General features: G+C 42.6%; 10 protein-coding genes. 1 reads left to right on the forward strand and 9 read right to left on the reverse strand.

The features are described 5' to 3' along the window. The first annotated feature begins 81 nt into the window (after positions 1 to 81). Positions 82 to 417, forward strand: a complete 336-nt coding sequence (locus ACJJIP_RS14020; RefSeq protein ID WP_444945385.1) for a hypothetical protein — start codon at positions 82 to 84, stop codon at positions 415 to 417. 269 nt (positions 418 to 686) lie between these two features. Here the strand turns inward: ACJJIP_RS14020 and ACJJIP_RS14025 are convergent, their stop codons facing one another. The 9 genes from ACJJIP_RS14025 to pdxH form a co-directional block, all read right to left on the reverse strand. Beyond that, positions 687 to 1,022 carry a hypothetical protein gene (locus ACJJIP_RS14025; protein WP_282951177.1) on the reverse strand — a complete coding sequence of 112 codons (336 nt, stop codon included), beginning with the start codon at positions 1,020 to 1,022 and terminating at the stop codon, positions 687 to 689. 38 nt (positions 1,023 to 1,060) lie between these two features. Further along, on the reverse strand, positions 1,061 to 1,567 hold the full coding sequence (locus tag ACJJIP_RS14030; RefSeq protein ID WP_020411826.1) for a hypothetical protein: 507 nt from the start codon (positions 1,565 to 1,567) through the stop codon (positions 1,061 to 1,063). Between the two features lie 165 nt (positions 1,568 to 1,732). Further along, on the reverse strand, positions 1,733 to 2,332 hold the full coding sequence (locus ACJJIP_RS14035) for a hypothetical protein (protein WP_444945386.1): 600 nt from the start codon (positions 2,330 to 2,332) through the stop codon (positions 1,733 to 1,735). Positions 2,333 to 2,345: 13 nt separating this feature from the next. After that, a complete protein-coding gene (locus ACJJIP_RS14040; RefSeq protein ID WP_444945387.1) occupies positions 2,346 to 6,317 on the reverse strand; it encodes a DUF637 domain-containing protein in 3,972 nt (1,323 codons plus the stop codon). A gap of 13 nt (positions 6,318 to 6,330) precedes the next feature. Then, the gene (locus tag ACJJIP_RS14045; protein WP_444945388.1) at positions 6,331 to 8,724 is read right to left on the reverse strand and encodes a hypothetical protein; all 2,394 of its coding nucleotides are present in this window, start codon (positions 8,722 to 8,724) and stop codon (positions 6,331 to 6,333) included. Between the two features lie 1,021 nt (positions 8,725 to 9,745). Beyond that, positions 9,746 to 10,126 (reverse strand): hypothetical protein, encoded by a 381-nt coding sequence (locus ACJJIP_RS14050; protein ID WP_020411822.1) that lies wholly within the window; start codon positions 10,124 to 10,126, stop codon positions 9,746 to 9,748. 114 nt (positions 10,127 to 10,240) lie between these two features. Continuing rightward, positions 10,241 to 11,647 (reverse strand): RDD family protein, encoded by a 1,407-nt coding sequence (locus ACJJIP_RS14055; RefSeq protein ID WP_444945389.1) that lies wholly within the window; start codon positions 11,645 to 11,647, stop codon positions 10,241 to 10,243. Continuing rightward, entirely contained in the window at positions 11,647 to 13,338 is a 1,692-nt protein-coding gene (locus ACJJIP_RS14060; protein WP_444945390.1) for an Hsp70 family protein, read from the reverse strand. Before ACJJIP_RS14060 ends, ACJJIP_RS14055 begins: the two co-directional genes overlap by 1 nt. A gap of 262 nt (positions 13,339 to 13,600) precedes the next feature. Beyond that, complete coding sequence (gene pdxH, locus ACJJIP_RS14065) at positions 13,601 to 14,239, reverse strand: pyridoxamine 5'-phosphate oxidase (protein WP_444945391.1); 639 nt, start codon at positions 14,237 to 14,239, stop codon at positions 13,601 to 13,603. Positions 14,240 to 14,408 lie beyond the last annotated feature (169 nt).

A 14,408-nucleotide genomic window follows, 5' to 3' on the forward strand; every position in this document is an offset into this window, starting at 1 on the left:
AAAAACTACATATTTTATTGAGGTAAATAATTTAGTATAATCCCAAAAATTATATTGCAATGAAAACCACTCACATCCAAGATGAAAAAACTATTCGCCTTACTATTTATTGTTTTACCCACTTCATGCCTGGCCGAATTTGTCTTTACAGGAAAGTTAAGTCAGATTCATACTGGCCCACAGTATCAAGGTAGAATTTTTGTTAAAGTTCAGGGAACGCCTTCGGGGGAGGTTCCCTGCTCAACCAACACAAGCTATAGTTTTGTGTTTGATGGAAAAGAAGAAGAAAGCAAAATATATCTCAGCCTACTGTTAAGTGCTCTCACCGCCCAGCAAACTGTTACTTTAAAGAGCAGCGATGACTGTACAACCTATCAAAACGTTGCAGACCTGAGAAACCTCTCTGTTATGCCATAGAAAATATATAGCCATCGATTTGCCGTTTAACTTTTTAAATTAGGTCGAGCTTAAAACAATACAATCTACCCACTAAACAAACTGGCATTCAACTAGACCTCTCACTTTTTGAATGCCGGCTTATATGCGCAAGGGAACGAAACCAAATAAAAATAGATCGTCCCATTCTACTAACTCAAAGCCTCGACCGTTAACAAACTCAGAATCATTCAGATCGATTATGTCCTGGGCAAGGCAAATTTATTGGACACGGTATCATTACTATTTTTCTACTCAGGAAACATAACTGAAGACAGCAGTATTTTGGAGCCCGTATTATTGCACTCATAATAGCTAAAGCTAACGGTTTCCTTTGCCACATACGCAGACAGTAAGAATGAGAGCTTTGTATCAAATAGTTTTGTATCCTCAACAGTAAGATGAAAATCCACATCACTTTTACAGTTTATTTCTGAGCTGGTATTGGTGAAATTTTGCAATCTAATTTCAACTCCAGCATCGTGGACTTTCATATAGGAAATTTTTGAATAGGGAGTCCATTCGGCTCGACCTAGCAAAGGTACAAAGAAAATAATTAAGAACAATACTTTTCCGAAATCTTTCATTTTTTCTCTAAACAACAACCATCTTCTTCTAAACAGTCTTAACCAGTAAAAACTGTGGACTCCCACTCTTTCCAATTCTCACCACCCAGCTTGTGAGATCTAGCCCCTTGAATAAATGCTTCTCTAAATGCAGGAAGATTATTTGCAAATACTTCACGAAAATCGTTAGGAGCACTAACAATAAGTCGGCTCACAGGCTTAAATGGGTATTCAAAGAGCTGGATCAGGCTTAAAGGCTGCTTCATTTCCTTTAATTTTGCTTCGATCACATAAGCATCAGATTTACCTCCACCTTGAAGGTTCACCTTTCCTTCACGTGCATAGCACCATCCTGTCCAATCTTTTTCTTCTTTCGCTATAGCCGCACGGGCTTTCTGATCTGCTAAAGCTTGTGACTCTGCTTCGAAAGGAGTAATCACACTTTGTTCAGCATCAAAAAAACAACAAAAAGGAACAAGCAATTCCTCTTCTTTAGTGACGCTACCTATATATAAAGCATTACAGAGAGCAAAACCTGAATGATAGCCCAACAGTTTGATATTCATTGGAATGCCTTCTTAAAATTATGACTGATACTCGATTAAATATAAAATTAGCTCAAATGCCAATTAAATAAAACCAAATTTTAATATGTGAATTTGGCTAAAGATGCGTAAAGCTTTTTATGTAGTGAGTTTAAGGGCAAGACGAACCTTGCCCCAATTTTAAACTCAAGAAAAATAATCCAAAACCTTGCCAATAAGCTCTAGCTCTTGATGACCCTCGGGATCAATTTCTTTGCGAAGCACCCGTTTTATATAATCCGTATCTCCAAGCAATCCACGCACAATACAATAGTGTGTAGCCCAGATACCACGTGTTTCTTCAGGTACACTTAGGTAAAACGACTCTTTGCTGTCTAGACAATACTGCTTTCTTAAGTACGCCTGCCCAAACTCGATTATATTATCCAGGTCACGCATAACTTGCGCCACAGCTTCTCCCTGGCTTCCGAAATCTTTAGCATAAACTGTTAGATTAAAAGGGTTATTTAGGTCATCTATTCTAATTCTCCTTGAAAAGGTAGCAGTTCGTCTCAGAGGAAGACCTGAAAGATGAGATGAAATATCTTCCACCTCTTTAATATAAACACCTGCAGCCGGCTGGGTTGTTACCCAAGCAGGAGAACCACTAAAATTCCAAAAGGGTGCTATTAATAGATCACAAAATTTCACTGGACGAGATCTAAACCTCTTAGAAACAAACTGCCAATCTGGGAGTTTGGTCGCCTTTTCCTTGGCGGCCTCCAAGATTTCTTTTTTAAAAGTCATGGTAGACCTGCCTTTAATCATGTGGAGATTTTGTTGACCTTAGAATATAAACAAATATCTCATCCATCTGTCCTCTGAACCCGCCTTCATCAGCATTAGCACCACATGCACTTGCCTGGCCGGAGGTACATGCATCATAAACTACTTTTTGGTTTGACGTTAATGTTGCATTCCCTGTCTTAACTTCGAGAAGTGCACGTCCCTCTGAGTCAAGCTGGATCTTTCCTCCAGGTATATGATTGCCATTTAGATCATATAACTCAAAATCATCAGGTACATCAATAGCTCCATCTCTTCCGCCACCGGTCACTGAAAGATCTGCCCGCGCGATCATACCATGATATTCGTGCCCCTCGTTGTCATACTGAACAGTCACTTCTTTTTGAACTTTAATATTCGGTATTTTTCCATATTCAATAAAAATAGCATCAACCTGCTTATTATGAAATATGCGGTACTTATCGACATTGGCTGCAAATGGCGAACTAGTGGGAACTTGAACACCATTTTCATCTACATAGAAGTAATAAGATCCCTTCTCACTTTGTAAAACCGGTTTGCCATCTTCTAAAACTCCAGTATCTCTATATGCAACTCCCTCGCCCTTTTTACTAATATAAAGATCACCCTTCCGTTCGTAGAAGTCTGTCAGCCCATCTAAATATTTCTCTGTATCTACTTTACCGCCATTTAATTCAAGTCCCTCTTTATCATCTCGCAACTCTCTTCTGAGAATATATCCCTTAAGCCCCTCAAGAGCTAACTCACTTTTCTCACCAAGGAGGGTTAAAAATGCATCTCCTGTTTCTTTGGCAACATTTCCAAGCTGCTCCCCCCAGACTTTAATTGCTTGGAAAAGCTCATTCTCATCCATCTTAGAAATGAGCTTATTACCAATTTTTCCTCCAGGGAACAGAGTAAGAACTAAATTGGTAGTACCATTAACAATAATATAATCAGCTAAAGCTTGATTACCTGCATCGACTCCTCCATCACGATAGGCCTCGTATATCGGGTATAAATCGACGCCAAGTAGTGCAAGGTCAATTGCTTTTAAAATAACTGGGATTAAGAATATGAAGAGTGCATTATTCTCAGCAGTGATAGCGCCAACATCCGCGGCCGTATTAACACCCGCCGCTTCCGCACCCGCTAGAAATACAGAAAGTCCAGCAGAGAATCGAGCTAAATCTACTCCTTGCTCTTTTAACTCTGTAATTTGCTGCTCAATTGCACCTAACCCGTATTCATAACGGAAAATATCTGCAATCTGCTCACGAGAATAACCCCTACTCTCATAATCTGCTACATCGTCACCATATTTTTTAAATAGGTTATTGATTGCAGTATTCGCTTTATCAACCTGAGGCTTAGTTCTTTCCCTATAGACAGTGGCGGTAAATTCTCCAATAACTGCACCAGCTCCACCACTTACACAACCATCAGAGGCATTTTGCTGGCCAGAATTCTCTGCAGTAAGTACACCAATAACACAACCGGAACCCGCATGTGCGATATACTTCATCGCCGTATCCCAGTTACTTATCTCCGTATTAGTATCCTTAGGATCCCAAGCTTGCCCAATTTTTTTTGCCATATGGGCACCAAGACGGTTGATCCCATTCTGCATCAGTGACTGAGTAAAAGTATCCTTAAAGTCAGAATCATAAACTCCTGTTTGTATTCCTGCTCTAACTGCAGCATGAGTCACAGCCTGAGCAACCTGCTGCAAAGGTGACAAAACACTTTGTGCTGCTGCCGCATCGAAGGCAGCCTGGAAAGCTTTATCCGCAGCAGCGATATCACTAGGATTGATCGCTATCGCGGCATCAAAGGCTTCTTTACCTTTATTTATGGCATTCGTATCCGCTCCAAAGAAAGTGGTATCAACCTGATGTAAAACACCTGCAGTCACCATAGCAACAGCCAGCCCTTTAAAGGTCTCTGAGGATGCTAAATTCTCCATTGATCCAGCAATATCGCCATCGACAATTCCATTTGCTAGTGCAATAACTAATTGAGTCTCAAGAGTAGCGGTACCTGCGGCAACTGCGGCCTGCATCCAGGATGATGCAGTAAGGCTTGATCCTCCAGAGGCAATAGCCATAGCTATTGAAATCACAGCAGCAAAAGCTGGTGAAATACTAGTGCTGGATTCATTCCACTCTTCGTACTGAAGTTCAATAGCTGTCCAGTCAGCATTTGGAAATTCAGAGCGTACATATCCCATCCACTCCAGTCCTTCCATTTTGGAAAGCTGAGCAATTTGTTCATCCATCGATAAGGAGCGGTCACCTTCATATTCCACGTTTACGGTGGAAAAGGCTTTAACTGCAAGACCACCAACAATTGAATTGGTGACAGCTTTTTCAATAACGTGACCTTCAGACTTAACCGATACAGTAAATAAACCCTTTTTAATTGAGGTGTAGCTATACTGGTCTGTCTCTGTTGTCATCAACAGGTTGACACCGCCGTTTTTGGCCTGAATTTTCGTGCCATCTTCACTGGATATATCAGCTGCGCGGAGGGTGATATCTCCATACTCACTATGCAGTCGAATACCTTTGCCAGCATCCAGAAGTGAGCGTATTGCTACCGTCTGATAAATAGATTCTTCAATCTTTCGCTTACCATATTTCCCTTTTCTATAAGATTCCCTGACGTTCAGATTGTCTTCTATGGTAATACCGAGACCAGCCAATATCTCAATATGACCGCTATCGCTAATAATCTCAGAAGCATCAATTAGAATATTTCCCTGTGCTATCAGTGCAATGGTATCGCTGGCTGAAAGCTTGGAGGCCAAGTGAGCAATTGAGGAGCTGCGATAAGATATCCCTCCAGAAGACCCTTCTCGACGGTTGGTGATTTGCTGACTGCCGATATAGATATCACCACCCGCTTCGAATCGTATGGATTCTCCTGCAGAGACTACAGATCCTTGTAATATAATATCGGAGCTGGTTTTAAAGTAGATATCGCCTTCAGCATTAATTTCTGCTATAGGACCAAACCGTTCAGATTGAAATTGTCCTAGGTTGTAACGGTGAACAATGGTGCGGTTTTCAATAGAGTGCGCACCAATAAGCAAGTCTCCTTCACTTGAAATCAATCCGGAAATATTCTGCAGGGAACCTCCTGCAACTATTTTTAGATCATCTTCGGCGATTAAGTTACCCTGGTTATTAACCAAGTTCTCAGCAATCTTTAGGAATGAAGCTCTGCGGAGGGTAACATCGGTGTTGTCTATTTGTAGTCCGCCAAGCTCAACAAGACTACCGCCAAATTCATTTTCATCACCGGTAACTTTTTGTGCATCTATGGTGGAAGACTTCAAATAGAGGATAGGAACCAGAACATTCTCACCATTGATATAGCGCACTTCTGGCCAAATCATATCGGTTGTAATCTGACTGGCAGATAGCCCAAGAGGTTCGCCAAATATTTTCCCGGAAACGAGTGCATAGTTATATGCGTTATCATATAACTTGCTAATTTGCTCGCGTTCTGTGCCGTAGACCTGCGTATTAATCAGATTCCTGCCGAGCTGGGCATAGACTTGTGAACGAATATAACGACTCTGGACAAAGTTTGTACCCACCCGCTTAATTAATGGGTAGTGAGGCAGAATAACCGTAATATCGCCTACCCCAATGGGTATCATCAAGGGCGCAGGTAGATTTTCCTTGCTGCTTTCTTTTAAACGTTTAAAAAAGCTCTCTATATTTACATCTGTTTGATGGGCGTTTGTATCCAAATAGTCAGCGGACTTAAATTGATATTCGTTGTTATTTTCTCGCTGAAATAGATGATTGGCATTCAGCTCAGCTTCAATAAGTGCAGATTCTATAATCCCAGCAACACCAGCCATAGCAGGCATACATAGCTGCATAGAGAAAAAGAAAGTCACCACGGAAGCTATGAGACGCTGCCACTTGGTGTAACTAGACCTTTCTGTCTTTTTTTCTGTATTCATTATCATACTTCCCTAAAACCTAGTCCCACCAGTCAAACTCTTGATCGAAAAAGCTTAGAACGGCATTCTTAATCTTTTCCATGTAAGCAATTACGACATCTGTAATCGACTCAGTTTTAATCACCCCTGAAACACAAGAATCATCAACAGGATCCTGCTGATTTACAATGCACCTAGTTTGAGTAATTCTAATCTCATCTTGAGCAGTACTTGTATATATACTGTAAAATGGAATTCCATTTTTATTGTATTTCTGTTTGTCACCGTAGGGTATGTAGAACTCCCGTGATTTATAATCAGCAATTGCAAGATTTTGATAATAAGCAATGGGATCATGCTTAGAAAAATTCACCGTCGTCTTAGGACCAATGAAATTACCTTCCACATGAAAGAGTGATTCTTTCTCATCCTGATTGACACGGACAATGGTTGTCTCAACAGTTTTGGGTTCGCCCGGCTCAGTACAAACCCCATTTCGCCCCTTCTGTAAACATGTGTGATAAACGGTAGTATAGGTAGTATAAGAAACCTGTGAAATTGCTATACCCAATTCTTTTAGTTTAGGAGTATCCAGCGTGGCATTGCCAAAAACCTCGAAGAAGGCGGTGTTATTGATAAAACCTGTATTTGCTTTGAGATTAAAGTCGCCAACAGTATGAATTAGACCTGGTGGAGAATAGTAATAAAAATTTTCTTCCCACTTATCAGACTCTCGTTCAATAAGTACCTGGGAGCGATAACGTTCATTAGTTAATAGATTCGTATCAATATAGACAGCGCCTGGTTGATTCAAGCGCATAACAGCAGAGGAATTAACTACATAGTTATCAGCCTTAATAAAGAACTGAGTTTCCGCAGAAACCAAAACCTGATTAGCTAGTGCCGCATTTAATGGCACACCTGTAGACCAGTCATCCCCTGGTGCTTTATACACATAGTAGGGGTTAATATTTTCGAAGGCTTTGCCTTTAATAGTTAGTTTATTAGATAAGATATTGGCTGCAAGAGTATCAGCTTTTTGTTTACCCTGCGCTTCATTAGCATCTAGCCCTAGCGCAAAAAAAGTACCCAACTCAGCAGGGCTAATATTGTTTATATCCCAGCTCAGCAAGTTATTATATTGATTATATTCACTCAAGAATGGCGTTCTGGAACCATTGCGAATCAAACCTTTATCGGATTTTAAATTAACCAGATTACCCCGGATGATTCCACCAAAGGAATTAAGCAGATTATCAACAACTGAGATATCTACTCCAGACAGCCCCTCGATTTCCCCTTTATTGAATACATCATTGGCGGCAATTTCTGTTTTGGTAGTTAATATATTCGCATCATTAATAATCTGATTTTTTGCAAGCACCGATAGTGTATGTGCATTGATTTCTGCATTCTCGTTTATGATTAAGCTGTCATAAGATTGCAGTGTAACACTGTTATCAGATGCCAATTTACTGTTGATAATCAATGGCGAACTAAAACTCTGTATCAGTATCGATTCTTCATTGATCACATGAGTATCTTGATAGCTCGTTGAGTAGATGAGATTACTACTGGTATCAATATTCGTTGCAATTCTGTACCAAGTATTAGCCATTGTGGCCGTAACAGATGTAGAACGAATAGTGCCATTCAAGGTTGTGTAGGAAGAGGGCTTTGCTTGCGAGGGGATATTGGTAATCTCTCGGGATTCATACCTCAGTGAATAGTTACCCAAGTACAGGTTAACCGCCCCACCACCTGTGGTTAAGCGACCCGACGTATCACTAATGTAATCCCCACCAGATGTTAAGGAGACGTTCTGATGTGTATTAATTTCACCATTGAGGCTCATATAACGCCCCATGACATCGACTGACAGCGCACCTGGAGCCGAAAGCTGGTTGATATTAATCGTTCCTAACAGTTTAATATCACCGATATTACTGGTGCTATCGGATAAACTTTTACTGAGGGTGCCAGCGGCTAGGGAGATACGTTGAAAGTTGGCAAAACTACACCCAGAGCAAGATACTGTGGAGCTACTGCTATCTGTAATGAAAAGTACATCTGCTGGCTCTCCAACCAGCTCTATATTGTTAGCCAGGGACAGATTGTTAGACTGAATAACAATTAATGTGGCTGGCAAGCTCGTTGAACCGGAGAATTCAGGTAAATTAAGAATCTTTAGTGATTTATTCGATACTGAGAAAGTAGAAAACCGGTTAACAGAAATCCCCGAATCGTTAGGAGGCCTGATAATAAGATTTTCAACACTGCCATCTTCAGTGCTTGTTATCAGCTTAATATCTGAAGCATGCTGAGACGCAGGTAAAATCTGCGAGGCTATTACCACTTCACTGACACATAAAAATAACCAAAGGCTAAGCCTTAACCACAACCCCATAACTCCACTACCTTTTTTAGTAAGCAAAAATTCTTAACCCCAAAGATTTATGCTTGTATTACCTAATCACTAACACCTACAACTAAAAGAATCTATCTTCCAAGGGATGAAACATAGCTTACCAATAGACTGCCGGATGGCGAATCCTATATTCACTCTGTTGAAAGTCAAGCATCAATTTCTCCACCCTAAAAAACATAAGGGCAATAAGGAATCAATCGGATTTAATGTTGCGGGACTTTATGATTCAGTACAAAAAATAGAGTAGCGATAGAGCAAGAGAAACGAAAAAAAGAACTTAACTGCCATAAGTGACATAGTGCACTTTCATTCAATCCCACCTAACTTGCCTTAAAGCTATTGGAATAGGCGATAGGAAAATAAGAACACCAAAGATGCCCTTAAAAAATTTCAAATAAATCACTGGATGAAATCCAATTCTTCAATTGAAACCACTCTTCAACATTAAATAACAATTAAAAAGATGTATTGATTATTAAAAGCAAAAAAATCCTATAACTATTTAGTATGTTAGGGGACTTATAAACCCCCACTTAAACTAGATGGCAAAAAAGTAAATTTCTGGGTAAGTGGATGCGGTGGGCAGCCTAATCAATATCCAAAGATAAGTTCTGTTTATCTGAATTCATACTAGAGGAGTTCTGAAAGCAGTTACCTATAATTAAAATTCGCTCTTTGCAATAACAAATGGCTGCTTCTTAAATTCGCCCCAATTGACTTTTATAGCCAACAAGCAAGTGGTGGATTAAATATTATCCGTTACTTTAGCTACGCAAATGGCAAATAAATTCATTACAATATATATCTTAAGTCTGCATGGAAAATCATGCTTAATTAATCCCAATTAAAAACTGGATAGAATAAAACCCATATAAACATAGCACTCTTTAAACAATAAGGGGCTACCATATTTTACATTGTAAAAATAGCACTAAAAAGAGAGGCGGTTCTGTCTTTACACCGCCTCTCTTTTATTAGGGCTATAATATAATCATCTATGCGTAGACGATAATTTTTTGGATTATAACTATTTGCGAAGAATATCTATTCGATATGCAACCGGAATAGTATTCGTTCCATTCCACATCTTACAACGGTCTTTACCATCATAAGCCCCAAATGCTACCTTGTTACCGCTTAAGTAGGCAGCCAATAAGGCACTATACATCTCCTGCCCTTCTTCTGTGTCAAACTCAATGGCGACATACCTGCCAGCCCCCCAATTCTTATAAGTTGCAGTGCATCCATTGGGGTTAGGCCCCTCATTTGTAAGAGTAGCAACAGCATACCCTTTATAGGTACGAAGATACTCAACAGGACTACTCCCCACATCGTAAGAGAGAGTTTGCCCACTCAGTAAAACCAAGCTACCTAATAACCACTTTGCAGAATGTAAAAACTTACTCATTATAAAAACTCGTGAGAACTCCAAATTTGTGAGCTGTTTGAACCATAGCTCTGAAGGCGCAAATATATCAAAGACACCATCTGTTCATCTATAGACTTCCTATCTTTCAAAATCCTACCCTCTTAATTTTCGCAAATGCTCCTCACGGGATTTACGCATATTGATGACATGGCTTGAGCTGAGGCGGTCGTGCATCAGGTTTCCACCTAGGAAGCAGTTAATCAACCAACCGATCTTGCCCAACGGTAGGGTGAGGGTGAAACTCAGTAGGCGCCAAAGGCCGTGGCCATAGCCTATTCGCTCAAATTTTTTGTTGGTGACTTTGTAGCCCATCAAATATTTACCCGGCGTTGCCTGAAAGTGGGAGCTCTCTGCAATCCAGGCCATCAGCAGATAGGCCAGGCAACAGATTCCCAACGCTATGGTTGTGGCGGCACCTTCTGGCATATCGTAAACCTTCATCATCACAATCGAGGCGATAAAGCCAACCACGACGTACAACAACAATACATCCAGTAAGACCGCTACGCCTCGAGCCAGCAGGTGGCCAAAATAGTATTGATCGTAGGTTTCTTCCGGCTGGATAGCTTTCTGCCGGATCAGCTTGCGCCCACCTCGAAGCCCTTGGGCAGGGTCCACAGTAACTTCTTCGCTTTGTAGTGAATTGAAAATGCAGTCACAAAGAGATTCATCCAAAGCGCCGTATAAATAGGGGGCATTACCATTCCAGTCGAACAAGTTATTGCAATACTGAATAATAGTGTTGGAAATCTGTATTTGTTTTTTATCTTCAGACGCACACTCATCTGCCTGCAAATTTATTCTGGCAAAACGCTCGAAAATTGTGAGACCCAGATTCCAGTTATATTCCTCATCGAGCATATAAGGTGTATCGGTGAGAAAACGCCAATTTACTTTTTCATTGAATTCACTGGGTTCTTGCAGCAGCCTATCCACTTGCTCCAGTACTTGATGGTACTCGGTAATTCGCTGTGCTCGCTGTGGATCTTGCTCAGTAACACCCTCTTCAATAGGATTTTCTTGTGCATCCCTACCTTCAGAATGCTGCTCTTCAGTATGTTTCTCTGTAGAGGCCCCCTGCTGTATCTCACCCCCAGTTTCCTGATCCTGGACTTGGTTAAGGTCATGAGAGACTTCTGATGGAGCTTGTTCAATAGCTTCTGGGGAGACTGGGGAGTGATCTTGATGATTCAGTTCACTACCTTGTTGTTCCTGCGGCTCTGCCTGCCCCTGTAATTGCGCGGCCTCAGGGGAAAGTGTAGCCTGCTCAGCATTGGTAATTTCCGCAATAGCCTCAGTACTTTGCGACTCCTTACTTTTCTCATTCTCTTCTTTTTGACGCTCGGCAGCTTTCAGCGCCCATTTATAGGCGCTGTGTAACTGCTGAAACTCTTCTGGCTTTTCATCCGGGCGGGTATGCTTCAGTTTTTTTGCATAGGCACGCTTGATCGCCCGCGCATCATCACAGGGCGCTAGCTCGAGTATCTCCCAGGGGCTCATTAAATCCAGTCCTCACCGTCGAGCTTATCAAATATTTCAGTAAGTTCGGCACGCGTCTTGCTAATCTCCACTAGGTTTTGTTTATCCAAAACCCGGTCGAAGCTTGCGAGTAATTTAGAAATATGGTCGCGCTGCTCGCCGAGGCTCGCTTCGTACAAGCGTTCACCACGGGCGAGCAGCGCCCGGTTTTCTTCATCTTCACGGGGGTGAAATTTGAGCTTGGCCAGTTTTTCCAGGGCTTGGACTCTATCCTGTTCATTCAGGGCGCCCGGCGTAAATTCCACTAACTTATTAAATGTTTTACCGGTAGAAACTACGGTGATATCCACTTCCAGCAAACCGTTCATATCGTAGCTATAGCGGACTTCCACAACTTCCTCGCCCCTGGGTTTCTTCGGTACCGGTACCGTGAGTTCGCCCAGATAAACATTTTTCTTTACCAGGCGATTTTCCCCCTGGTAAATATCGATACAAACTTCGTTCTGATCATCGCGGGCAGTGCAGACGCTTCGTACGATACTCACCGGCACCACGGTGTTGCGCTCAATAACCGGCAGGAAGTAATTGCCCAGCTGCGGGCTGTCTTCGTTCACTATGCCGGTACCCAGGGTGTAGGGGCATACATCGGTAAGAACAATATCATCCAACGCGGAATTTTTCTCCTTGAGCCCGGCTTGAATAGCCGCTCCCATGGCGACAACGGTATCCGGGTCCAGGTGGCAGGAGGGTAAGCGGCCAAACATACGCCCCACCATAGAGCGGAACAGGGCCAGGCGGGTGGAGCCACCCACCAATACCACTTCGTCAATTTTAGCAGACGGCAAATCGGCATCGCGCATGGCGCGCTCAATCGGGCGCTTGGCTCTCAGCAGCAGCGGAGTGCTGAGTTTCTCAAACCATTCGGAAGTCACTTTCCACTCAACTTCACGACCACTAAGGTTTAATTTAAGTAACTGCCCTGCCTGCTGGCTGATACGGCGCTTGGCCGTTTCCATCTGCATATACAGGTTCTGCAGTTCGCGTGGTTTCAGTGAGGATTTTTTCAGTTTTAATTCTTCCAGAACACTGTCGATCATCGCTTCGACAAAATCCTCACCGCCAAGGTAGTTATCCCCGGCACTGGCATGTACCTCCATAATGCCATCGAAGAATTCCAGGATGGAGACATCGAAGGTACCGCCGCCCAGATCCAAAATAAGAAAATTACCTTCACGTTTATCATGTAAACCGTAGGCTATAGCTGCCGCAGTAGGCTCATTGATCAGGCGTTCTACCTTCAGGCCGGCTAATTCCCCAGCCTGTTTTGTTGCTTGGCGTTGGTTATCATTGAAATAGGCTGGCACACTAATCACAGCCTCGGTAATTTCTTTATTCAGGAAAGCCTCAGCATCTTCTTTCAGGGAACGTAAAACCAATGAAGAGAGTTCAGTTGCACTAAACTGCTGACGGCCTAGCTTAATTTTATGATCGGTGCCCATTAAACGCTTAAAGGCAGCAACAGTGGTATCGCTGTGATTGATCAAGCGTTCTTTTGCAGTTTTTCCTACGACCAGTTTGCCAGCCTCATCTAAACTGACAACTGATGGGGTCAAGGTCTCTCCAAGGCGATTGGGAACCAGTTTCACTCCATCGTCTGTCAATACCCCACAAGCGCTATTAGTGGTTCCCAGATCAATCCCAATAATGGCCATAATACTCTCTACCTATTTTTAAAGGCTAAGTAAGCAAAAAAATCGAACCCACAGTTTTTGCAACCGGTTTTCTACTTTGTTTATTGCGCAATATTCTAAGCGGCCAGGCATATTAATAGCCAGCTGGTGCAAGCGAACGAAAGCGAGTTTTTAACACAGAAAATGAAAGCGGTAATAAGCCGCTTTCATTTATTTTGCTACTCAGGGAAGGGAAAGGTACAGTCCGCTAACGAACTACAGCCGAGAAATTGATAGGAGTTATTCAGGGGGAAAGGCGCTGAACCGACCAGCTGCCGCTATCATCAGCACAGTAAACAAAACGATCGTGCAGGCGATTTGCTCCCCCTTGCCAGAATTCCACGGAATGCGGCACAACCCGGTAGCCACCCCAGAATTCAGGCAAAGGAACCTCACCGCCATCAAAGCGGGCTTTTTCTTCTTCAAACTGCTTTTGCAGCTCTTCGCGGGAAGACAGGGGCTGGCTTTGATGAGAAGCCCATGCGGCCAGCTGGCTGTCCAGTGGTCGGGACTGGAAGTAAGCTATAGCATCCTCCCTGGATACCGGCTGAACCTGGCCATAGACAATGATCTGACGCTCCAATAAATGCCATGGGAACAAAAGTGATACTTGCGGATTATCGGCCATGTCCCTGGCTTTTTTGCTCTGCAGGTTGGTGTAAAACACAAAACCGCATTCATCAAAACCTTTCAGCAGAACGATCCGCTGAGATGGCTGGCCCGCAGCATCCGCAGTGGCCAGGCACATCGCAGTAGGATCTTTAAGGCCCGCTTTAACGACCTCCTCCAACCATTGTCGAAACTGCTCCAGAGGCGTAGGCTTCAGCTCAGAACGACGTAAACCGCCGAGTAGGTATTCTCGGCGCCACTGATCGATTTCCATGGTGTTACTTCCTAAGTTGCTATTGCTCAATAGTGTATCTGGCGAGTTGTGGCAAAGGTATTTTTCCGCGAGTAACTCGTCAAATCTGCTCCCCTTCCATCCCGCCAACGGTAAATGAAAGCGCGACAGCCGTACAAAGTTTCCTGTCGCGACGCAGGGGGAATCTCAA

It is taken from the genome of Microbulbifer variabilis, assembly GCF_052467165.1.